This is a genomic window from Streptococcus infantis, assembly GCF_047460875.1.
GTDB lineage: Bacteria > Bacillota > Bacilli > Lactobacillales > Streptococcaceae > Streptococcus > Streptococcus infantis_AA.
The window spans coordinates 83,292-107,175 of sequence record NZ_JASHFI010000006.1; the positions used below are offsets into that span (position 1 = coordinate 83,292).

The window sequence follows — 23,884 nt, forward strand, 5'->3', positions numbered from 1 at the left end:
TCCTTATTTTACTTTCATGGATTGAATTTTCTCAGGGTCGGGTGTGACACGGAGAGTCTTTTGTCCAGTATAAGTCACAAATCCTGGTTTACCACCTGTGGGCTTATTGAGTTTTTTGACTTCAATCATATCTACCTGAACGAGGTTGGAGAGACGGCCTTTTGAAAAGTAGGCAGCTAGCTCTGCCGCATCTGTCTTAACTTCGTCAGTAGGATTGAGATTGGCAGTGATAACAACGTGACTTCCAGGGATGTCCTTAGCATGGAACCAGAGTTCTTCTTTACGAGCCATTTTAAAGGTTAACTCGTCGTTTTGAAGGTTGTTACGACCAACTAGGATAATGGTTTTTCCGTCGCTTGCAAGATATTTTTCAGGTTTTTGTCGTTTCTGGATTTTCTCACGTTGTCTTCTGCGGATAAATCCTGTTTGGATCAATTCTTCACGAATTTCAGCAATTTCATCTAGTCCAGCCTGGTTGAGAACTGTCTCTACACTTTCTAGGTAACGAATAGTAGCCTTGGTTTCTTCGATTAGTTCAGTCAAGTATTTAACAGCTTCTTTTAATTTCTGATAACGCTTGAAGTAACGTTGAGCATTTTGGTTTGGTGTTAAAGCTTTATCAAGTGCAATCGTGATAGGTTGATTTGTGTAGTAGTTGTCCAAAATGACCTGATCTTGGTCATTGGGAACTTGATGAAGAAAAGTCGTTAGCAATTCACCTTTTTGACGAAATTCCTCTGCATTTTCAGTAGCTTGAAGTTCTTTTTCTTGTTTCTTTAGTTTTTGACGATTTTTTTGTAGCTCATTTTCAACTCGGCGAATGAGTTCGCTAGCTTGTTGCTTAACTCGATCACGCTCTGCCTTATCCTTGTAATAGACATCAAGTAATTGAGAAAGGTTGTCAAAATACTCCGTTGTTTTGCTAGAAAAAGGCACACAAGAGAAAGACTTGTCTGTTAAGCAAGGTTTGGTTTCTTGCTTAAAAAAGCTTCGGAAATTGGTTAGTTTATCATTCGTTAATAATTTTTCCAATTCGTATGCTGTATCACGACCTAAACCTTGAAAAAGCTTTTGAAGGTTTTTAGCTGTCAATTCTTGAGTTTGTAGAATCTCAAACAATTTTTCATCCTTGATGGTAAAAGGATTGTGAGCCTCTGTACTTGGAGGAGCGATATAAGTAGAACCTGGTAATAAGGTACGGTAGCTATTTTGAGAGAAACCGATATGCTTGATAACTTCAAGAATTTTGTGGCTAGACTTATCTACAAGTAGAATATTACTGTGTTTTCCCATAATCTCGATGATGAGAGTGGCCTGGATATGGTCCCCAATCTCGTTTTTATTGGAAACTGTGATCTCTACGATACGATCATTTTCGATTTGTTCGATAGATTCAATAACCGCTCCTTGAAGGTACTTTCTTAATACCATAATAAAAGTAGATGGCTGAGCAGGATTTTCAAAGGTTGACTCTGTTAACTGGATGCGACCAAAAACTGGGTGGGCAGACAGGAGCAAACGATGACTTTTACGATTGCTACGGATTTGCAGGACCAATTCTTGGTCAAAGGGTTGATTAATCTTTTGGATGCGTCCGTTAAGTAGTTCAGTCCGCAATTCCTCAACCATGTGGTGTAAAAAAAATCCATCAAATGACATGGTTCTCTCCTCGTGAATGTATTCCATAGTATTATATCAAAAAGGTAGAATAAAATCATAGAAATGTGATATAATAAAGCCAAGTAAAGAGAATCGAGAAATACATGTATATTGAAATGGTAGATGAAACGGGTCAAGTTTCAAAGGAAATTCTACAACAAACTCAAGAGATTTTAGAGTTTGCTGCTAAAAAGTTAGGGAAAGAAGACAAGGAGATGGCAGTCACTTTTGTGACAAACGAGCGTAGTCATGAGCTCAATTTGGAGTATCGTGATACCGATCGTCCAACAGATGTCATCAGTCTTGAATATAAACCAGAGATAGAGATTGCCTTTGATGAGGAAGATCTGGAAAATGATCCTGACTTGGCAGAAATGATGTCAGAATTTGACGCCTACATTGGTGAGCTTTTCATTTCCATTGACAAGGCACATGAGCAGGCTGAGGAGTACGGTCATAGTTTTGAGCGTGAGATGGGCTTCTTGGCAGTGCACGGCTTTTTACACATTAACGGCTATGATCACTACACTCCCGAAGAAGAAGCGGAGATGTTCGGTTTACAAGAAGAAATTTTGACAGCCTATGGACTCACAAGACAATAAACGAAAATGGAAAAATCGTGACCTAATATCCAGTTTAGAATTTGCCATTACAGGGATTTTGACTGCAATTGAGGAAGAACGTAATATGAGAAAGCATGCAGCGACAGCTCTTGTAGTTGTTCTTGCAGGTTTTGTTTTTCAGGTGTCACGAATCGAATGGTTATTTCTACTTATGAGCATTTTCATGGTGGTAGCTTTTGAGATTATTAATTCAGCTATTGAAAATGTAGTAGATTTGGCTAGTCACTATCACTTTTCTATGTTGGCAAAGAAAGCTAAGGACATGGCAGCTGGTGCCGTGCTTGTAGTCTCACTTTTTGCCGCTTTGACAGGTGCGCTTATCTTTCTCCCACGGATTTGGGACTTATTATTTTAAACAGTAAGAGGAAATTATGACATTTAAATCAGGCTTTGTAGCCATTTTAGGACGTCCAAATGTAGGGAAGTCAACTTTTTTGAATCACGTTATGGGGCAAAAGATTGCTATCATGAGTGATAAGGCGCAGACAACGCGCAATAAAATCATGGGGATTTACACCACTGATAAGGAACAAATCGTCTTTATCGATACACCAGGGATTCACAAACCTAAGACAGCTCTTGGAGACTTCATGGTAGAGTCTGCCTATAGCACCCTTCGTGAAGTGGACACCGTACTTTTCATGGTGCCAGCAGATGAGGCTCGAGGTAAGGGTGATGATATGATTATTGAGCGTCTTAAAGCTGCTAAAGTTCCTGTAATTTTGGTGGTCAATAAGATTGACAAGGTTCATCCAGACCAGCTCTTGGCTCAAATTGATGATTTCCGTAATCAGATGGATTTCAAGGAAATTGTTCCGATTTCAGCCCTTCAAGGAAATAACGTTTCTCGTCTAGTCGATATTCTAAGTGAAAATCTTGAGGAAGGTTTCCAATATTTTCCTGCGGACCAAATTACCGATCACCCAGAACGTTTCTTGGTTTCTGAGATGATTCGTGAAAAGGTCTTACACTTAACTCGTGAAGAAATTCCACACTCAGTTGCAGTAGTGGTGGACTCTATGAAACGAGACGAGGATACAGACAAGGTTCATATCCGAGCAACTATCATGGTCGAACGTGACAGCCAAAAAGGGATTGTCATCGGTAAAGGTGGTGCCATGCTCAAGAAAATTGGGACTATGGCCCGTCGTGATATCGAACTCATGCTAGGGGACAAGGTCTTCCTAGAGACTTGGGTCAAGGTTAAGAAAAACTGGCGAGATAAAAAGCTAGATTTGGCTGACTTTGGTTATAACGAAAAAGAATATTAAGAAGAGGTGGGCAGAAGCCTGCTTCTTGTTTTTAGAGAAGGAGGAGCTATGCCTGAATTACCAGAAGTTGAGACTGTCCGACGTGGTTTGGAAAAATTGATCCTAGGGAAGAAAATTTCAAACATTGAGATTCACTATCCTAAGATGATTAAGACAGATTTGGAGCAATTTCAGAAGGAAATGCCTGGTCAAGTTATTCAAACAATGGGACGTCGTGGCAAGTATTTACTTTTCTATTTATCCGACAAAGTTTTAATCTCTCACTTGAGAATGGAAGGCAAGTATTTTTATTACCCAGACCAAGTGCCAGAACGCAAACATGCTCATGTGTTGATTCATTTTGAGGATGGCGGGACTTTAGTCTATGAGGATGTCCGCAAGTTTGGGACTATGGAATTGCTTGCTCCTGAACTTCTAGAAGCTTACTTTCTATCTAAAAAGCTTGGACCAGAGCCTACCGAACAGGACTTTGACTTAGAGATTTTTAGAGGTGCCTTGAAGAAATCTAAAAAACCGATCAAATCGCATCTTCTTGACCAGACGCTAGTTGCTGGATTGGGTAATATCTATGTGGATGAGGTTCTCTGGAGAGCAAAAGTTCATCCTTCTAGAACCTCTAATAGTTTAACAGCACAAGAAGCTAGAAAAGTCCATGATGAAACGATCAATGTTTTAGGTCAGGCGGTTGAAAAGGGGGGGTCAACAATTCGAACTTATACCAATGCATTTGGAGAAGATGGCACCATGCAGGAATTCCATCAAGTATACGACAAGGCAGGTCAAGCTTGTTCGCGTTGTGGAACCAGCATCGAAAAAATTCAACTAGGTGGTCGTGGAACTCACTTTTGTCCAAACTGTCAAAGGAGAAAGTGATGGGAAAAATAATCGGAATTACTGGTGGTATTGCGTCAGGGAAGTCCACTGTCACAGAATTTTTAAGACAAAAAGGGTTTCAAGTTGTAGATGCGGATGCAGTCGTCCACCAACTACAAAAACCTGATGGACGACTCTATCAGGTTTTAGTGGATCATTTTGGGGAAAAGATCCTTCTTGAAAATGGTGAACTGAATCGTCCCTTGCTTGCGAGCCTTATTTTTTCAAATCCTGAAGAGCAAGAATGGTCCAAGGAAACTCAAGGAGAGCTTATCCGTGAAGAGTTGGGCTTTGTGAGAGATAAGTTAGCTCAGACTGAGGACCTATTTTTCATGGATATTCCCCTGCTCTTTGAACAGGAATATGCTTCTTGGTTTGATGAAACTTGGCTAGTTTATGTAAGTCGAGATACCCAGCTGGATCGCTTAATGAAAAGAGATTATCTGACTATAGCGGACGCACAAGCCCGTCTGGCCTCCCAGTGGCCCTTAGAAGAAAAGAAAAGATTGGCTAGTCATATTTTAGACAATAATGGGAGTCGAGAGCAACTGTTGAGTCAAGTGGCCAGCCTACTTCAAGGAGGCGATACTCTTGAAAGAGATTAGTTGGAAGGACAACCTTCGTATTGCCTGGTTAGGATCTTTCTTGACAGGTGCCTGTATTTCTTTGGTGGTTCCTTTTATGCCAATCTTTGTTGAGCAATTAGGGGTTGAACCAAGTCAAGTTACCTTTTATTCAGGTTTAGCTATCTCAGTTTCGGCTATTTCTGCAGCCTGTGTTTCACCTCTTTGGGGGATTCTGGCGGACAGATATGGTCGCAAACCTATGATGATACGAGCAGGGCTTGCCATGACAATTACAATGGGTGGTTTAGCTTTTGTTCCCAATGTTTATTGGCTCTTAGCCTTGCGATTATTAAATGGTGTTTTCACTGGATTTGTCCCCAATGCGACAGCCTTGATTGCCAGTCAAGTTCCCAAGGATAAGTCAGGCTATGCTTTAGGAACTCTTTCATCTGGTGTCGTAGCAGGGACTCTTACAGGCCCTTTTGTTGGTGGAATGATTGCAGAAGTCTTTGGGATTCGCAATGTTTTCTTGATGGTAGGTGGTTTTTTATTTCTGGCTGCTATCTTAACTATTTTTTTTATCAAGGAAGACTTTCAACCAGTTCCGAAAGAAAAAGCACTCCCTACCAAAGAGCTCTTTACTTCTGTTAAGTATCCATATCTCTTGTTTAATTTATTTGCAACAAGTTTTGTCATTCAAGTTGCTGCACAATCAGTCGGTCCCATTCTTGCTCTCTATATCCGTGACGTAGGTCAGAAGGAAAATCTCCTCTTTGTATCTGGCTTAATAGTTTCCAGTATGGGCTTATCAAGTATGATGAGTTCAGGTGTGATGGGGCGTTTGGGAGATAAAGTTGGTAATCATCGTTTATTAATTGTAGCGCAAGCTTATTCAGCTCTCATTTATCTTTTGTGCGCCAATGCATCCACACCTCTAGAATTAGGGATTTATCGCTTTCTCTTTGGTTTAGGAACAGGAGCTCTTGTTCCAGGGATCAATGCTCTCCTTAGCAGGATGACTCCCAAAGCAGGTATTTCAAGAGTATTTGCCTTTAATCAAGTCTTCTTTTATTTAGGAGGAGTGATTGGCCCCTTGGCAGGCTCAGTAGTCGCGGAACAATTCGGCTACCATTCAGTATTTTATGCAACAGCTGCCTGTGTAGCTCTCAGTTGTTTATTTAATCTTATCCAATTTAGAACATTATTAAAAGTGAAGGAAATCTAGTGCGAGTAAAAATCAATCTCAAATGCTCCTCTTGTGGTAGCATCAATTATCTAACCAGTAAGAACTCCAAAACCCATCCAGACAAGATAGAGGTCTTAAAGTATTGCCCAAAAGAAAGAAAAGTGACTCTACATCTTGAATCTAAGTAGAAATTATGGTAGAATAATAGGGATTTTAAGGAGTTTGATATGTATAACCTATTATTAACCATTTTATTAGTATTATCTGTTGTGATTGTGATTGCGATTTTCATGCAACCAACTAAAAACCAATCTAGCAATGTATTTGATGCCAGTGCAGGTGATTTGTTTGAGCGTAGCAAAGCGCGCGGTTTTGAAGCTGTGATGCAACGTTTGACAGGAATCTTAGTCTTTTTCTGGCTAGCCATTGCCTTAGCATTGACGGTATTATCAAGTAGATAAGAAAATAATGGGCAGGACTGGGTCTTTGCCTATTTTTGTTTTTAAAAGTGGTCACACCTAAGTTATAGTTCAAAATGAAAATAAAAAATCTAGAAAGAAAACATGAAAGATAAAATAAAAGAATATTTACAAGAGAAGGGGCGAGTCACAGTCAATGACCTAGCTCAAGCTCTCGGAAAGGATGGTTCTAAAGACTTCCGTGAGTTAATCAAAACTCTTTCCTTGATGGAACGTAAGCACCAGATTCGCTTTGAAGAAGATGGTAGTTTAACCCTAGAACAGAAGAAAAAACATGAGATTACCCTGAAAGGAATTTTCCATGCTCATAAAAATGGGTTCGGTTTTGTAAGTCTTGAAGGCGAAGAAGACGATCTTTTTGTTGGAAAAAGTGATGTTAACTATGCCATTGATGGCGATACTGTTGAAATTGTCATTAAGAAAGTTGCCGACCGACAGAAAGGAACAGCTGCAGAAGCTAAGATTATTGATATCTTAGAACACAGTTTGACGACGGTTGTTGGTCAAATCGTTCTTGATGAGGAAAAACCTAAGTATGCGGGCTATATCCGTTCAAAAAATCAAAAAATTAGTCAACCGATCTACGTTAAGAAGCCAGCTATTCAATTAGACGGTACAGAAGTTCTCAAGGTCTTTATCGATAAGTACCCAAGTAAGAAACACGATTTCTTTGTCGCTAGTGTGCTAGATGTTGTTGGACATTCTACAGATGCAGGGATTGATGTCCTCGAGGTCTTGGAGTCCATGGACATTGTATCTGAGTTTCCAGAAGCTGTTCTTAAAGAAGCAGAAAAGGTTCCTGATGCGCCATCTGAGAAGGATCTGGAAGGTCGTCTGGACTTAAGAGATGAAATTACCTTTACCATTGATGGAGCTGATGCAAAGGACTTGGATGATGCTGTTCATATCAAACCATTGAAAAATGGAAATATCGAACTAGGTGTTCATATCGCGGATGTTTCATATTATGTAACGGAAGGTTCTGCTCTTGACAAGGAAGCTCTCAATCGTGCGACCTCTGTCTATGTGACAGACCGTGTAGTTCCAATGCTACCAGAACGCCTTTCAAATGGTATTTGTTCCCTCAACCCTCAAGTGGACCGCTTGACCCAGTCTGCTATTATGGAGATTGATAAACATGGTCGTGTTCGTAATTACACAATTACTCAGACTGTTATCAAGACAAGTTTCCGTATGACTTATAGTGATGTCAATGACATCCTAGCAGGTGATGAGGAGAAGAGACAAGACTATAAGAAAATCGTTCCTAGTATCGAACTTATGGCCAAGCTCCATGAGACTTTGGAAAGTATGCGAATTAAGCGTGGTGCTTTAAATTTTGATACCAATGAAGCTAAGATTTTAGTAGATAAAAAAGGGAAGCCAGTTGATATTGTTCTTCGTCATCGTGGGACTGCAGAACGTATGATTGAGTCCTTTATGCTGATTGCCAATGAAACAGTTGCCGAGCACTTTAGTAAGCTGGACCTACCTTTTATCTATCGTATCCACGAGGAACCTAAAGCTGAAAAAGTTCAGAAATTTATTGATTACGCTTCAAGTTTTGGATTACGAATCTATGGAACTGCCAGTGAGATAAGTCAGGAAGCCCTCCAAGATATCATGAGTGCTGTTGAAGGAGAGCCATATGCGGATGTATTGTCCATGATGCTTCTGCGTTCGATGCAGCAGGCTCGTTATTCTGAGCATAATCACGGTCACTATGGATTAGCTGCAGACTACTACACTCACTTTACCAGCCCAATTCGTCGTTATCCTGACCTCTTGGTTCACCGGATGATTCGTGACTATGGACGTTCTAAGGATGTAGCAGATCATTTTGAACAGGTTATTCCTGAGATTGCCACCCAGTCTTCCAACCGTGAGCGCCGTGCTATCGAAGCAGAGCGTGAAGTCGAAGCCATGAAAAAAGCTGAATACATGGAAGAGTACGTTGGTGAAGAGTATGATGCAGTTGTTTCAAGTATTGTTAAATTTGGTCTTTTTGTTGAATTGCCAAATACAGTTGAAGGCTTAATTCACATTACAAATCTGCCTGAGTTTTATCATTTTAACGAACGTGATTTAACCCTTCGTGGGGAGAAATCAGGTATTACCTTACGTGTAGGTCAGCAGATTCGCATTCGCGTTGAAAGAGCGGATAAGATGACTGGTGAGATCGATTTTTCCTTTATTCCAAGTGAATTTGATGTGATTGAAAAAGGTCTGAAAGGCTCTGGTCGTAAGGATAGAGGTCGTCGTTCAGATAAGAAAGAAGACAAGAGAAAAGCTAGTCGCTCAAGTGATAAGCGCAAGCATTCTCCAAAAGATAAAAAGAAAAAGAGCAAGAAACCTTTTTATAAGGAAGTAGCAAAGAAAGGAGCTAAGCATGGCAAAGGGCGAGGGAAAGGTCGTCGCGCAAAATAAAAAAGCGCACCACGACTATACAATCGTAGATACGCTAGAAGCAGGAATGGTCCTGACAGGAACTGAAATTAAGAGTGTTCGAGCAGCCCGCATCAATCTGAAAGATGGGTTTGCCCAAGTGAAAAATGGGGAAGTTTGGCTGAGCAATGTGCATATCGCTCCTTATGAAGAGGGCAATATCTGGAACCAGGAGCCAGAACGTCGTCGTAAACTTCTCCTTCATAAAAAACAAATCCAGAAATTAGAGCAAGAAACAAAAGGGACGGGGATGACCTTGGTTCCTCTTAAAGTTTATATCAAAGATGGCTATGCTAAGTTACTCTTAGGACTTGCTAAAGGGAAGCACGATTACGATAAACGTGAGTCTATCAAACGTCGTGAGCAAGATCGTGATATTGCGCGTGTTATGAAAGCTGTTAACTACCGATAGAAAGAGTGAAGAATATGGAAAAACTAGTTGCCTACAAACGCATGCCTGTCTGGAATAAAGACACCATGCCAGAGGCTGTTCAAAGAAAACACAATACTAAGGTCGGAACCTGGGGCAAGATTACCGTATTAAAAGGGACTCTTAAGTTTATTGAGTTGACTGAAGACGGGGAAGTTTTAGCCGAGCACTTTTTTGAAGCAGGTGCTGACAATCCCATGGCTCAGCCCCAAGCCTGGCACCGTGTAGAAGCTGCTACAGATGATGTGGAATGGTACTTGGAATTTTATTGTAAACCTGAGGATTACTTCCCTAAGAAATACAATAGCAATCTAGTTCACTCGGAAGTTTTAGAAGCTATGCAGACGGTCAAACCATGTAAGGCACTCGATCTGGGATGTGGTCAGGGTAGGAATGCACTCTTTCTCGCTCAACATGGCTTTGATGTTACAGCAGTTGACCAAAATGAGCTTTCTCTTGAAATCTTGCAAAGCATTGTGGAGCAAGAAGATATAGAAATGCCTGTCGGTATCTACGATATCAATACAGCTAGCATTGGACAAAATTACGATTTTATCGTATCAACGGTTGTTCTCATGTTTTTACAAGCAAATCGCATTCTAGCTATTATCCGAAACATGCAAGAACAAACCTCAATTGGAGGTTACAATTTGATTGTGTGTGCTATGGATACAGAGGATTTTCCTTGCTCAGTGAACTTCCCATTTACCTTTAAAGAGGGTGAGTTGGCAAATTACTACAAGGACTGGGAATTGATCAAGTACAATGAAAATCCTGGCCATCTCCACCGTCGCGATGAAAATGGTAATCGTATCCAACTACGCTTTGCAACAATGTTGGCTAAAAAGGTAAAATAAGCGTATATGAAGGTAGGGAAAAAAGAAGGGAAATCAAATAGAAAAATTGCTTCTTTACTTGGAAAAGCTCCTCAAACTGTCCACACTGAAATCAAACATGAGATAGTCCTATTGATTTTAAATAAAAGCGCTGAGTCGGTCAATCAAGCTCTAAAACTCATCTAAAAACAGCAGCAAACTCTTTTCATCACGGCAGATTATGGAACAGAATTCAACCGCTTGTCTGATGTGTTTTCTAAGGAGCACATCTATTTTGCACACCCCTATGCCTCTTTGGAAAGGGGAACTAACGAGAATCAAAACAGACTCATTCGTAGATGGTTACCTAAGGGAACTAAGAAAACGACTTATAAAAAAGTAGCTTGGATAGAAAATTGAATTAGCAATTATCCTAAAAATGCTTGGACTACAACTTGCCTAGAGAAGACTTCTTGCTAGCTATCTTGAACTGAACAATTTGATTTGTTCATAATTTGCTGACGAAAAATAAAAACGTTTGACAAAATGGTTGTATTGGTTGTAAAATATGAATGATGCGAGAAGTTTTTTAAAAAATATACGGAACTTTAATATCGATATAAAGGAGATAAATATGAAAGAAAAATTAAATGCAGATGAACGTAGAAGAAGGTTTAGTCTCAGAAAAGTTTCAGGTATTGGGGCAGTGTCTGCAGTTATTGGGATTATTGGCTTTTCTTCACTTCCTCTTGAAACAGTTGCAGCTACTGAAACAGATATTACAGTAAACTATAAATATGCCACTATGGATGAACTGACAGAAATAGAGAAAAAACTCATTGTAAACGAGTTACCAAAGAATCTTGTTGATGGCTCAGATTTGTTTGTTATCTATCGCAAGGATACTACAAATAATATTTTACCAGATACTGGAAGTAACGTATTGCCCTTGGCTTCTATTATTGGAACAGGTCTATTGTTAGTTGCTTATATCATAAAGAAAACAGGTAACTCAGATAAGAAGATTGTCAAGAGTATTTTGTCAATCTCTTTGGTTGGAGGGGCTTTGACGGTAACAACTGTATCTGCTTTGACTGTTGCTACTTTGTCTAACTATAACCATACCGAAATGATAACAGTAGGTACAACTCTCCCAGATGGTAAAGTGAATATTTCTGGTTATCAGTTTGTAGGTTACATTGATGGTAAAGATCTAGTTGTGAATCCAACTACACCTGCAACTTCACTTCCAGCAGATGAAAATAAAATTCAGGATACTATTGTTCCGACGGATAATCCTAAGAAAGATACTATTGATGATAGTAGTAGTGGTAAAGTGGAGCCTATTAAACCAATAACGCCACCAAAAGAAGATGAACCAGTTAAGCCTGTAGAACCTAAAGTTATTGATAAAATTATCAAAGTGGATGATTCTGGGAAAACTTTAGAAGATGTCACTGGTTATACAAAAGTTAGCACGAGTCAACCTGTTGAAACACGAGAAGTTCAGAATGGTCAGCCAGTTATAATTCGAACTGTAACTGAAGTTTACAAGAAAGATACTGTATACGAAGAAAAAATAACTGCTGACATTCTTAAGGGAACAAATGTTGTCATCCCATCTACATTAGTGGAAATATTGTCTGAGGAAGTTATTGAGGAGGAGACTCCAGCTTCAGCTACTCCAACTACTGTCACTCCAACTGTTGAAAGTCCTACAGAAACTAAAAACGATACGGGTACAGCACCTTCGACGGAATCATTAGTAGGTGAGAATCAAAAAGAAGAGGTTCCAGCTCCAGTTAAGGCTTCAACATCTAGCTTGAATACTATTTCAGAGACAACAATAGTTAAAGCTAAAAAGATTATTCGTACCATACGCTCTACTGAAGACATTCCATTCAAGGTGATTATCAAAGAGGATAGCTCTTTAGCTGAAGGTGAGACTAAGGTAGAAACAGAAGGAAAACCTGGGAAAAAAATTTCTACTCGAAAGATTACTCTAACGGATGATGTAGAAATTTCAAGGGAAACAATCTCAGAAACAAGAGAGGAGCCTCAAAATAAAGTTGTTCTAATCGGAACGAAGAAAACAGCAACGCAATCTACTGCGCATGAAGTCGTTCCAAAAGCAAGCTTAGATGTAACGCATGCCACTGAAACCAAAGAAATAACACCGAAAACTACTTTTTCAGCTGACTATACAGTCGAGGTTACTGAATCTGAAAATAAAACAGTCGTCACTGACCGTGAAAAAGTTCGTGAGTTGGTAAAAAATAGAACACCGTTTCTAAATCTTGCTTCACCAGATGGAGAAAAGTTGATTCAGATCAAGACGATTGAAGTCTATGATAATACAATGCTTGAAGGTCAGCGACAATTACGAGATATTCAAGCTAGTTATGTGACGGTAAATGTTAAGAAAAAAAGGGTTCTAAGTAACAAAGAACAACAAACGGAATTAGTAATTAGCAAAGATATACCATTAATTACTAAAGTTTATCATATAGGTGCCCCCAAAAATGGGTTGTCAAGGAAAGATGTAGTTATTTCAGGACACGCATACGATAGTAACAATAATGCACTTGAAGAAAGATCTATATCGGTTTATAAAGATAATAAACTAATTACTGAAGTTAATACTGATTTTGATGGCTATATGTTTGCTCATTTAATCTCTAATCAATCTTATACTTTAAAATCTAATAACTTCGAAGCTAAAGTCACTGCTCTACCTTATGGTGATCCGATAATTGAAAATATAAAGGGTCGTTTTGAATTAGGAAGAAAATATTCAGATGATATTGTGGACTATCATCTAAAAAGTAAGGTAATTTACGTTAATGAGGGTCGATATCAGAGCGAAAGTGACGATGGGAAAAAATTAGTATTGTCTAAAGAAATTGATGCCAGAGTAGGTGATATTCTTGTGGTCCCACCATCTAAGATTTATGAAACTTCAAAAGCTATCAAAATCAAATCAATTAGCACTATTAATAATCAATCAGTTATCGAATATAGTGTTCCATCATTGTACGAGGTTGTACAAAATATCAATACAAAAGCTTGGTCATCTAATATTAGTAGTGCTACTTTTATTCCAGCTAAAGGAGTCACTGTAAAAAAAGAATCAAATACAGATACAAGTCTATTTAGAAGTGTCTCTTTTGAAGGATCTTTTTCATCATCAGTCTCATTGACTGGTAAGAGAAATGATGATAAAAGCATCAAAGGAATGCTATCATTTAATATTGAAGGTAAGGTTTGGTCAGATTCTGTTGATTTAAATTTCTTGGCTCCTAAACTAGATTTTATGAATTTGGATATCAATGAAGAATTCAAATTTACCACAGAAGGTTCTTTAGAATTTAGTACATCAAAAGATATAAAAAGTCTAGAGATTCCGTTAGGAGAATTGATTTTACCTACACCGATTACGGGAGCGACTGTACATATCCCTATAAGTCTTAAAACAACTGTTGAAGGGAGTTTAAGTATTTCAGTATCAAGCACATATTCAATTCAAAATTCAATCAAATTAAAAAATTGGGTGCCCGAATTTAAACGTACTGTAAATCATACAATGAACGTGGGAGAAGTAAAAGCCAAAGCTACAGTCCAAAGTGGTCCAGAAATAAAAGTAAAACCCAAAATATTTGGAATAGATACAGTTTCTATTTCTGCTAATGCAGGGTTAGGAATAGAATCTTCGTATTCGAATACAAGCCATTCAGTTGAGAATAAAACAGAGAATAAGAAAAATCTAATTACTGGAAAAAATGATAAACTTATTACATCAACTATTTCCATAAATGATAAAAAAATTTCCATCGAAGAGTTTGGTTATCTAACCTTAAAGGCTGAATTAGAAATTTTGAAGCAAGCTAAAACTCTGGGATTCAATCTCGAAGGATTCAAGGAATTAAATTATGAATTAACCGTATTTGATGGTAAATTAATACATAAAAAATATGAGCTTGATTTAGGAAATGATGTTAAGGTTGAACTAGTTCGCAATCCAGAAGTATTATTTGAAAAATTAACTAAACCATTCATCTTTACTAGTGGTGCAGGAGGGTGGTACACAGAAATGTCTATTTCCAAAGATGGTAGTGTCAAAGGAACTTTCCTTGATATGAATCGTGGAATTACTGGTTCAAATCATCCAAATGGTCAAATGTATCTTTCTAAATTTACAGGTAAATTTAAAAATCTAGTTAAAGTTAATGACTATGAATACAAGATGACTTTAACTGATTTGGATTATCCTAAGGCGAGAGAAACAAAGATTGTTAATGGTGTGAAAATTGATACAACTGAACCTTATGGAATAGCAGATGGGAAATCCCCAGGAAAAGAGTTTATTCTTTATTTGCCAGGTCGTCCAGTTAAAGATTTACCAAAAGAAGTTGGTGACTGGATTTATGATTTCAAAAAACGAATGCCGGAGAAGTTAACAAGAGCGGTAATTTTTAATAAAGATAAAGGATGGGCATTTGAAGAAAGTGATTATCCGATAAGTAAAGTGCCTGTTGATGATGAACTTGCTATTAAAGAAATTATTGACAATGGTTACGCTTATCAATTTTCTAAACTGGTAAAATCTAAACCTGTTATGAACGCTTATGCTTTGTATGTGCGTCAGTTTAATCCAGGTGAACTAATAGATTATTACAATACCTATAAAGGTGATAAAACATATCAACTGGAAGATGTTATTAAGGCTTTATTACCCACGCCTGCTAAAAAACTAAGTGTACCTTTGAAGGATTATACTGAGGAACAATGGCGTAAATTAGCTAATGATAAAAAATCTTGGGTAGAATGGTTTTATTCACAAGCAGATAAAGCCTTCTATGAAGTTGCTACAAATGGGAGAGGAGGATATGCCTCTCCGTTGCACATTGAACCAAGTAACAAATGGGTAGTGTCTGATAATGGTATTGAAGTAAAAACTTATCTTAATGATGGGGTTGCTACACCTTATCAGAAATACCTATTAAAGAAAAATAATAAGAAGTATGATGGTGGAATAAATAAAACTCCATACTATATCTCTAGGGTTACCAGATTATAAGTCTCTTTTCTACCCTTTGTCAAGTCTATCAAGGCTTTAAAAAATAATGAGATAAGAGAGTGGAACAGAAATCGGTAATTCGTTAGAATTCGATTTCGTCGTCCCACCTCCGCACAGTTGAGTAGGGCTGTAAAAGCTGATGAAATCAGCGAAGTAGAGCCCACTCAACCACTGCGTCTTGAACTACACTCCAAAGACAATTGAGAGGCTAGGACTTTTGTCCCAGCCTCTTATTTTGATGCTTGTTTGAATATAAAAAATTTCATATTTTACGAATAGATGATATAGAAGGATTGACAGATATACGCATTATGAGTATAATTTAGCTAGAGAGGTGACTATAAATGCCCATTACAGGTAAGGAAATGGTAAAATTAGCTCTTGCAAATGGATGGATTGAAGTTCGTAAGAGGGGGAGTCATCATCATTTTAAGAAAGAAGGAGTTCCCTATCTTGTCACTATTCCAGTCCATGGTAATGATGATCTGGGAAGAGGTTTAGAGAGAAAGATATTAAAGGATTTGGGCCTGTAGTAGATTTGGAACAATGGAGGTGTGTTATGCTAAAGTCTTATCCAGCTATTTTTCATAGAGAAGGCACTGGATATTGGGTTGAATTTCCCGAATTTGGAGGCGGGACTGAGGGAGCAACGATTGAACTTGCCATGAAAAATGCTCATGAAATGCTCGAAAGTGTCTTAGCTTCTTATATTGACGAGGGACTAGCCCTACCTAAACCCAGTGATATTTCTCAGTTGAAAGCTCCTGATGGTTTTGTAACTTTGATTCAAGTAAATCCACTACCTTTTGTAAAAAATAATAAGGCGATTCGGAAGAATGTTACAGTTCCAGAGTGGTTGGTCAGATTAGCAGATCGTGAAAAGGTGAACTATTCTGAAGTGTTGACGCAAGCTTTAGAAAGTCGCTTGCAGCTGTAAGCTCATAAAATGATGAAGGCTGGTTTGCTCAGCCTTTTTCTTATCCTTTTCGAATAAAGTAGAAAAGGGGGTACAAATGTTTTTAGCCAGAGATGAAAAAGGAGGCCTAGTTAATGCCTTAGAGGATAAATTAGTTAAACAAAGCTATACTTGTCCAGCTTGTGGAGGTTTAGTTCGATTAAGAAAAGGGAAGAACTTACGGACACGGACGCATTTTGCCCATGTTTCTCTCAACCAGTGCGACTTTTATTATGAAAATGAGAGTCGAGAGCATCTGGAAAATAAGGTTGCCCTTTTTAATTGGGCGCTGAAGAATGATAAGGCCGAGCTTGAATGTCCCATTCCCCAGCTAAAACAAATTGCAGATATTTCAGTCAATAAACAGCTTGCCTTAGAAGTTCAGTGTAGTCCTATTTCTCGCCAGCTTTTGGAGGAGAGAAGCCTGGGTTATCGAAAAAATGGTTACCAAGTACTTTGGCTAGTCGGTCAAAAACTTTGGTTGAAGGAACGATTGACTCAACTCCAAAGAGATCTACTTTCCTTCAGTCAAAATATGGGCTTTCATCTGTGGGAATTAGATCAGCAAAGGGGCATGCTACGCTTGAAATATATGATCCATCAAGATTTAAAGGGGAATCTTTATTATCAAATAAGGGAATTTCCATATGGGCAAGGGAATCTCATAGAGATTTTACGGCTTCCCTATCAGAAGCAAAGAATCGCAAGTATGGATGTATCACAAGATGAAACGATTTGCGACTACATTCGCCAACAACTCTACTATAAAAATCCTTATTGGATGAGAAAGCAGGGAGAGGCTTATGCACAGGGGAAGAATCTACTAAATTTAGATGTTCAAGACTGGTATCCCCAAGTAAGGCCTATAGAAAAAGGGCAATTTTGCCAAATAAATGTAGATTTGCAGGGTTATTACGACAATTTTCAGGCCTATTATCAACAAAATCCAAAAACTAACACACAAAAGCTCTATCCCCCAGCTTTTTATCAGCAATATTTCTTAAAAAATGTGGTAAAATAGAAAGGATGGAGGAATCTTATGGTATTACAACGCAATGAAATAAATGAAAAAGACAAATGGGATCTATCAACGATCTTTGCTACTGATCAGGCTTGGGAAGAAGACCTCAACCAACTGTCAGAGGAAGTAGAAACAGTTGACCGATATGCAGGCCATCTTTTAGACAGCGCTCAGACTTTGCTTGAAATTACTGAACGTTCTCTAGGGTTAGAACGCCAGTTGGAGAAGCTTTATGTCTATGCGCATATGAAAAATGACCAAGACACGCGCGAAGCTAAATACCAAGAATACTATGCTAAAGCGATGACACTCTATAGCCAACTGGATCAAGCACTTTCTTTCTACGAGCCAGAATTTATGGAGATTACTGAGGAACAAATGACTGCTTTCTTGGCGGCTGAACCTAAACTTGAGCTTTATAAACACTTTTTTGACCAGCTCTTACAAAAGAAAGATCATGTTCTTTCACAGCGTGAAGAAGAATTGCTTGCAGGAGCTAGTGAAATCTTTGGGTCTGCAAGTGAAACCTTTGCTATCCTAGATAATGCTGACCTTACTTTCCCTTACGTTTTGGATGACGAAGATAATGAAGTGCAGCTCTCTCACGGAACCTACACACGTTTGATGGAATCAAAAAATCGTGAGGTGCGTCGTTGTGCCTATGAAGCACTTTATGCAACTTACGAGCAGTTCCAGCACACCTATGCTAAGACTCTACAGACCAATGTCAAAGTCCAAAATTACCGTGCTAAAGTTCGCAATTACGAGAGTGCTCGTCAGGCTGCTCTTGCGGCTAACTTTGTACCAGAGAGTGTCTATGACAATCTAGTGTCAGCAGTTCGCAAACACTTGCCACTCTTGCATCGTTATCTTGCACTACGTTCAAAAATCTTAGGTATTTCAGACCTCAAGATGTATGATGTCTATACTCCATTGTCTTCAGTAGAATACAGCTTCACTTACGAGGAAGCCTTGAAGAAGGCAGAAGAAGCTTTGGCAGTTTTGGGTGATGATTACTTGAGTCGTGTTAAACGTGCCTTTAGTGAACGTTGGATTGATGTCTATGAAAACCAAGGCAAGCGTTCAGGTGCTTATTCAGGTGGATCATACGATACAAATGCCTTCATGCTTCTTAACTGGCAGGACAATCTAGATAATCTCTTTACTCTTGTCCATGAAACTGGACACAGTATGCACTCTAGCTATACTCGTGAAACCCAGCCTTATGTTTACGGAGATTATTCTATTTTCTTAGCAGAAATTGCTTCAACTACTAATGAAAACATCCTGACTGAGAAATTATTGCAAGAAGTTCAAGATGATGCAACACGCTTTGCAATCTTAAACAACTTCCTAGATGGTTTCCGTGGTACAGTCTTCCGTCAAACTCAGTTTGCTGAATTTGAGCATGCCATCCACCAAGCTGACCAAAATGGTGAAGTCTTGACTAGTGAATTCTTAAATGAGCTTTATGCCGACTTGAATGAAGCTTACTATGGTTTGAGTAAAGAAGACAATCCTGAAATTCAATATGAATGGGCCCGTATTCCACATTTCTACTACAACTACTATGTGTATCAATATTCAACAGGCTTTGCAGCAGCTTCAGCCTTGGCTGAAAAGATTGTACATGGTAGCCAAGAAGATCGTGATCGCTATATCGATTACCTCAAAGCAGGGAAGTCAGACTATCCACTTAATGTCATGAGAAAAGCAGGCGTTGATATGGAGAAGGAAGACTACCTCAACGATGCCTTTGCTGTCTTTGAACGTCGTTTAGATGAGTTTGAAGCTCTTGTTGAAAAATTAGGATTGGCATAAGGCAGATGGTAAAGTCTTATAGCAAAAATGCCAATCACAATATGCGTCGTCCTGTTGTCAAGCATGAGATTGTTGAGTTTATGCGCCACAGACAAAAGCAGGTGACTGGCTCACTCAAGGAATTAGAGAAGTTCGCTCGCAAGGAAAATATTCCCATCATTCCTCATGAAACGGTTGCTTATTTCCGCTTTCTCATGGAAACCATGCAACCGAAAAACATCTTGGAGATTGGTACAGCAATTGGCTTTTCTGCTCTCCTAATGGCAGAGCATTCACCGGAGTCAAAGATTACAACAATTGATCGTAATCCAGAGATGATTGGTTTTGCCAAGGAGAATTTTGCTCGCTTTGATAGTCGCAAGCAGATTACCCTTTTAGAAGGCGATGCTGTCGATGTCCTTTCGACCTTAACGGAGTCCTACGACTTTGTATTTATGGATTCTGCTAAATCCAAGTACATCATTTTTCTACCAGAAATCCTCAAACGTTTGGAAGTTGGAGGAGTGGTAGTCTTGGATGATATATTCCAGGGTGGGGATGTGGCTAAGGATATCATGGAAGTTCGTCGAGGACAAAGAACCATCTATCGTGGCTTGCAACGACTCTTTGATGCGACTTTGGACAATCCAGGATTAACCGCTACTTTGGTTCCTCTTGGAGACGGAATTCTCATGCTGAGAAAAAATGTGGAAAATGTAAGTTTACCTGAAATGGAATAATTTCAAAAAATCGTATAATCCTTCTGTATCAAAAACAGGAGGATTTTTATGTTTCAAACCACCATCAATATAGGCTATGCTCGCGTTTCTACTCAAAAGCAAGATTTGGGCTTGGAGGTGCAAATCGAGGCTCTTAAGCACTGCGACCAGCTCTTTATCGAACGTGAATCTGGTTCAAACAATGCACGCCCAGAACTCGAAAAAGCCTTAAAATTGGCTTGTGATCTTTCAAAGGAAGGCAAGCAGGTCACTTTTACTATCTATAAGTTAGATCGCCTGACTCGCTCTATGTTCAAATTGTTAGAACTGATTGAACAATTCAATGCTTCGGCTATTCAGCTAGTCAGTTTGCATGAAAAACTGGAAACTGACTCGCTCATTGGTAGGTTACTTTGCGTCATTTTAGGTTTTGTGGCAGAAAGTGAACTGGAAAATCTGCGATTTCGTACCCGTGAAGGACTTCGTAAAGCTAAGGAAAATGGTGTCAAACTAGGTGCCAAGCGAATGTCAAGAGATAAGGAAGAGAGAATTATTGAGCAGTATTTGGCAAGGGAATCAAGCATCAGAACAATAGCAAAAACAGAACGAATTTCGACCTCCACCATCTATAAAGTCTTGGAACGAAACAAGGTGGCCAACAATCGCAAAAAAGTTTCGCAAATTTCTTGCTAAAAACAAGATAAAATGCTACAATGAAGGCGTAAATATGTTTCGATTAACGACCGTTTGGCGAAACATTCAAAATAACAATGTGAATATTTCAGAAAATACGAATTTAACAAGGTTTTTAGCCTGTGTTGGATTGGTATTTTTTTGTTTTTTAAGTGTATCGTTTAACGGTCCTTAGGCGATACACCAAAACCCTTGTCGCTCAAGTGCTTGAGGTGTATTTTTCGAGACACTAAAATCAAAAAAATTAGGATTTTGTAGTATTTACACACATTCAAAAGTAATCTACATTCCTAAGGAGGAAATTATGAAAACAAATAAACTTGTTAAACTCGGTATCGCAACCTTTGCGGTTGCGGTGTTGGGTGTAGTGCCAGCTTTTACAGCTCAGGCAGACACAAATGTAGCAGAACAGCCAAATACAGTTTCTAAACCAGCTGAAACGTCTCAACCAGAGGTTAAGCTATCTGAAGAAATTAATTCTGAACATGAGACAGAAACAAATCCAGCAGAGTCTCAACCATCTGATACTCCTGAGGGACATGCGAACTCAAATGAAGTAGAAACTTCAAGTGAAGAAGAGATTGGGAGTAATACCTGGTTTAATAATTATGAGAATAGGGTTAAGGAAGTTCGTATTGGATATAGATTCCGTATATTTACTCACCGTGGTGGTTGGACATGGCATTATGCTCCGACTGATGAGGTCCGTGACTATAGAAGTTCTGAAAAATATCCAAGCACGACTATTAAGTTGCATCCTGGAGAAAGCTACACCTTGCCAGCTCCCCCTACTATTGCAGGTTATGTTTTCGAAAGAATGGACATTTCAGGAATGAATCCAGGAGATACAATAAACTATGATAACGCACCTACTGAAACAGGTTCATCTAGTCATGGTTATCATATTTCCTATCTTTACCGTAAAGCAACCGAACATTCAATTGATCAAAAAATTGACCCAATTTTAATAGGTGCACAAGTTGGTGAAGATGGTTATAGTGAATTGGATGATAAATTCCCAGAAAAATATATTGAGCTACTTGCTGGAGAAAGCTATACATTCCCGAATGTAGAAATAGATGGCTACCGTCTTAAAAAGATTATTAATACCGGACCAGATGGAAATGAACTTTCTTATAAGGTTGGAGATGTGATTCATTATAGAAATAATGCTGGTGATGACCTAGACCGTGGACCGTATTTTAGTTATGTATATGAAAAAGTCCAGTCAGGTAGTTCTAATAAAAGTGATCCTAAATCTATTGAAAATCCAGGTGATCAACCACAACCTGCTAATCCAGAGAAACCAGCAGAGAAGCCAGAAACTAAACCTTCAGAGACACCAAAACCAGAAGTTAAGCCGGAAACTAAACCTTCTGATACTTCAAAACCAGAAGAAAAACCTGAAACTAAACCTTCTGATACTTCAAAACCAGAAGTTAAGCCGGAAACTAAACCTTCTGATACTTCAAAAACAGAAGTAAAACCAGAAACTAAACCTTCAGAGACACCAAAAACAGAAGTTAAGCCGGAACCTAAGCCTTCAGAGACTCCGAAACCAGAGGTTAAGCCAGAACCTAAGCCTTCAGAGACACCAAAACCAGAAGTTAAGCAAGAACCTAAACCTTCAGAGACACCAAAACCAGAAGTTAAGCCGGAAACTAAGCCTTCAGAAACTCCGAAACCAGAAGTTAAGCCAGAGCCTAAGCCTTCAGAGACTCCGAAACCAGAAGTTAAGCCAGAACCTAAACCTTCTGATACTTCAAAACCAGAAGTTAAGCCAGGGCTTAAACCACAAACTAATTCGAATACTGCTCCAACAGCTCCTGTGAAACCTGTTGGGCAAACTTCAAACTCTAAAGCTGACAAACCTACTTCGAAAAAAGAAACTCCAGCTCTGCCAAACACGGGTGAACAAAGTTCTTCACTTTCTCTAGTAGGCCTTCTCCTAGCAAGTCTTGGTTTAGCAGGTCTGACTTACAAAGGACGTCACTAAAAAATTAACACACGATAAACAAGAACTTGAACTGTTGTTCAGGTTCTTTTTGGAATAAGAAAAACTGGAATCATTTAAAATTTAAAAAGCTAGTATTTTTAGTCTTATTTAAGTTATCTGCTTTAAAATATGGTATAATGATTGAGTCGGTCTAAAGAAATTTTCGACCGTTTTTAGAAAAAGGAGTAAACATGAAGAAAAAACTAATGGCAGGAGCCATCACCTTGTTGTCAGTAGCTACTTTGGCTGCTTGTTCCAATAGCTCTGAAGGAGCAGACTTGATCAGTATGAAGGGTGATGTGATTACAGAACATCAATTCTACGATGAAGTTAAAAATAATCCAACTGCTCAACAAGTCTTGCTTAACATGACCATTCAAAAAGTTTTTGAAAAACAATACGGTTCAGAAGTTAGTGATAAAGAAGTAGATGATGCCGTTGCAGAAGAACAAAAGAAATATGGTGATAGCTATCAAACAGTTCTAGCTCGGTCAGGTATGACTGCAGAAAGCCGTAAAGCTCAAATTCGTACAAGTAAATTAGTTGAGTATGCTGTTAAGAAAGCCGCTGAAGCTGAATTAACAGATGAAAACTACAAAAAAGCTTTTGAAGATTATACTCCAGAAGTAACGGCTCAAATAATTAAACTTGACAGTGAAGACAAGGCTAAGGAAGTTCTTGCCAAAGCAAAAGAGTCAGGTGCTGACTTTGCACAATTGGCTAAAGATAATTCAACTGACGAAAAGACAAAAGCAAATGGTGGTGAAATCACCTTTGATTCTGCCTCTACAGAATTGCCAGATGCCGTTAAGAAAGCAGCCTTTGCACTTGATGTCAATGGTGTTTCAGATGTCATCACTGCACCAGGAACACAAGCCTACACAAGTAGTTTCTACATTGTAAAACTAACTAAGAAATCAGAAAAATCTTCAAATCTAGAAGATTATAAAGAAAAACTCAAAACAATTATTTTGACTCAAAAACAAAATGATGCTACCTTTGTTCAAGGTGTTATCGGTAAAGAATTGACAGATGCCAACATCAAAGTCAAAGACCAAACTTTCCAAAATATCTTTACTCAGTACATCAAGGGTGAAGCAACTACTGACAGTAGCAGTAGTTCATCAAACTAAGATAGTAATAAATTACGGCTCTTTGTCAACTGTAGTGGGTTGATGAAAAGTTATAACCTGGAGAGGACCAACATGGTTCTCTCCTTTTTGATGTTCAAAGCAATGAGGATTCTAGTTTTAAAGTTTTCAAAGTTCCGGAAGCC

Annotated in this window: 21 protein-coding genes and 2 pseudogenes; 22 read left to right on the forward strand and 1 reads right to left on the reverse strand. The window is 38.7% G+C overall.

The features are described 5' to 3' along the window. Window positions 1-3 precede the first annotated feature (3 nt). Window positions 4-1,659 carry an NFACT family protein gene (locus QM887_RS05550; protein WP_414270895.1) on the reverse strand — a complete coding sequence of 552 codons (1,656 nt, stop codon included), beginning with the start codon at window positions 1,657-1,659 and terminating at the stop codon, window positions 4-6. A 104-nt stretch (window positions 1,660-1,763) separates the two neighbouring features. Between QM887_RS05550 and ybeY the strand changes: the two genes are divergently transcribed. From ybeY to prsA, 22 genes and pseudogenes are all read left to right on the forward strand, one after another. Next, on the forward strand, window positions 1,764-2,261 hold the full coding sequence (ybeY, locus tag QM887_RS05555) for an rRNA maturation RNase YbeY (protein ID WP_000275151.1): 498 nt from the start codon (window positions 1,764-1,766) through the stop codon (window positions 2,259-2,261). Beyond that, window positions 2,242-2,637 carry a diacylglycerol kinase family protein gene (locus QM887_RS05560; RefSeq protein ID WP_049503550.1) on the forward strand — a complete coding sequence of 132 codons (396 nt, stop codon included), beginning with the start codon at window positions 2,242-2,244 and terminating at the stop codon, window positions 2,635-2,637. The genes ybeY and QM887_RS05560 overlap by 20 nt, the downstream gene beginning before the upstream one ends. Before the next feature lie 16 nt (window positions 2,638-2,653). Continuing rightward, complete coding sequence (era, locus tag QM887_RS05565; RefSeq protein WP_000143255.1) at window positions 2,654-3,553, forward strand: GTPase Era; 900 nt, start codon at window positions 2,654-2,656, stop codon at window positions 3,551-3,553. A 48-nt stretch (window positions 3,554-3,601) separates the two neighbouring features. Then, entirely contained in the window at window positions 3,602-4,426 is an 825-nt protein-coding gene (mutM, locus tag QM887_RS05570) for a DNA-formamidopyrimidine glycosylase (RefSeq protein ID WP_414270896.1), read from the forward strand. Next, window positions 4,426-5,031 (forward strand): dephospho-CoA kinase, encoded by a 606-nt coding sequence (coaE, locus tag QM887_RS05575; RefSeq protein WP_414270897.1) that lies wholly within the window; start codon window positions 4,426-4,428, stop codon window positions 5,029-5,031. The genes mutM and coaE overlap by 1 nt, the downstream gene beginning before the upstream one ends. Beyond that, complete coding sequence (locus QM887_RS05580; protein ID WP_414270898.1) at window positions 5,018-6,217, forward strand: multidrug efflux MFS transporter; 1,200 nt, start codon at window positions 5,018-5,020, stop codon at window positions 6,215-6,217. The genes coaE and QM887_RS05580 overlap by 14 nt, the downstream gene beginning before the upstream one ends. Beyond that, window positions 6,217-6,366: a 50S ribosomal protein L33 gene (gene rpmG / locus QM887_RS05585; protein WP_001809104.1), complete on the forward strand. Its 150-nt coding sequence runs from the start codon at window positions 6,217-6,219 to the stop codon at window positions 6,364-6,366. Before QM887_RS05580 ends, rpmG begins: the two co-directional genes overlap by 1 nt. A 39-nt stretch (window positions 6,367-6,405) precedes the next feature. Further along, on the forward strand, window positions 6,406-6,639 hold the full coding sequence (secG, locus tag QM887_RS05590; protein WP_000282514.1) for a preprotein translocase subunit SecG: 234 nt from the start codon (window positions 6,406-6,408) through the stop codon (window positions 6,637-6,639). Between the two features lie 102 nt (window positions 6,640-6,741). After that, a complete protein-coding gene (rnr, locus tag QM887_RS05595) occupies window positions 6,742-9,084 on the forward strand; it encodes a ribonuclease R (protein WP_414270899.1) in 2,343 nt (780 codons plus the stop codon). Then, window positions 9,047-9,514 (forward strand): SsrA-binding protein SmpB, encoded by a 468-nt coding sequence (gene smpB / locus QM887_RS05600; protein ID WP_414270900.1) that lies wholly within the window; start codon window positions 9,047-9,049, stop codon window positions 9,512-9,514. Before rnr ends, smpB begins: the two co-directional genes overlap by 38 nt. 14 nt (window positions 9,515-9,528) lie before the next feature. Beyond that, window positions 9,529-10,389, forward strand: a complete 861-nt coding sequence (gene tehB, locus QM887_RS05605; RefSeq protein ID WP_414270901.1) for an SAM-dependent methyltransferase TehB — start codon at window positions 9,529-9,531, stop codon at window positions 10,387-10,389. 6 nt (window positions 10,390-10,395) lie between these two features. Next, a pseudogene (locus QM887_RS05610) lies at window positions 10,396-10,449 on the forward strand (hypothetical protein); the annotation flags it as partial. 33 nt (window positions 10,450-10,482) lie between these two features. Beyond that, a pseudogene (locus QM887_RS05615) lies at window positions 10,483-10,841 on the forward strand (IS30 family transposase); the annotation flags it as partial. 140 nt (window positions 10,842-10,981) lie between these two features. Further along, window positions 10,982-15,424, forward strand: coding sequence for a G5 domain-containing protein (locus tag QM887_RS05620; protein ID WP_414270902.1), 4,443 nt, complete (start codon window positions 10,982-10,984; stop codon window positions 15,422-15,424). Window positions 15,425-15,768: 344 nt separating this feature from the next. Beyond that, window positions 15,769-15,957, forward strand: coding sequence for a type II toxin-antitoxin system HicA family toxin (locus QM887_RS05625; protein ID WP_049485252.1), 189 nt, complete (start codon window positions 15,769-15,771; stop codon window positions 15,955-15,957). Between the two features lie 26 nt (window positions 15,958-15,983). Beyond that, a complete protein-coding gene (locus tag QM887_RS05630; protein WP_414270903.1) occupies window positions 15,984-16,361 on the forward strand; it encodes a type II toxin-antitoxin system HicB family antitoxin in 378 nt (125 codons plus the stop codon). Window positions 16,362-16,437: 76 nt separating this feature from the next. Continuing rightward, complete coding sequence (locus QM887_RS05635) at window positions 16,438-17,400, forward strand: competence protein CoiA (RefSeq protein ID WP_414270904.1); 963 nt, start codon at window positions 16,438-16,440, stop codon at window positions 17,398-17,400. Between the two features lie 18 nt (window positions 17,401-17,418). Continuing rightward, entirely contained in the window at window positions 17,419-19,221 is a 1,803-nt protein-coding gene (gene pepF / locus QM887_RS05640) for an oligoendopeptidase F (RefSeq protein ID WP_414270905.1), read from the forward strand. A gap of 5 nt (window positions 19,222-19,226) precedes the next feature. Next, the gene (locus QM887_RS05645; protein WP_414270906.1) at window positions 19,227-19,940 is read left to right on the forward strand and encodes an O-methyltransferase; all 714 of its coding nucleotides are present in this window, start codon (window positions 19,227-19,229) and stop codon (window positions 19,938-19,940) included. Window positions 19,941-19,988: 48 nt separating this feature from the next. Next, on the forward strand, window positions 19,989-20,612 hold the full coding sequence (locus QM887_RS05650) for a recombinase family protein (protein WP_414270907.1): 624 nt from the start codon (window positions 19,989-19,991) through the stop codon (window positions 20,610-20,612). A 304-nt stretch (window positions 20,613-20,916) separates the two neighbouring features. Continuing rightward, a complete protein-coding gene (locus QM887_RS05655; RefSeq protein WP_414270908.1) occupies window positions 20,917-22,608 on the forward strand; it encodes a MucBP domain-containing protein in 1,692 nt (563 codons plus the stop codon). A 191-nt stretch (window positions 22,609-22,799) separates the two neighbouring features. After that, complete coding sequence (prsA, locus tag QM887_RS05660) at window positions 22,800-23,741, forward strand: peptidylprolyl isomerase PrsA (protein ID WP_414270909.1); 942 nt, start codon at window positions 22,800-22,802, stop codon at window positions 23,739-23,741. Window positions 23,742-23,884 lie beyond the last annotated feature (143 nt).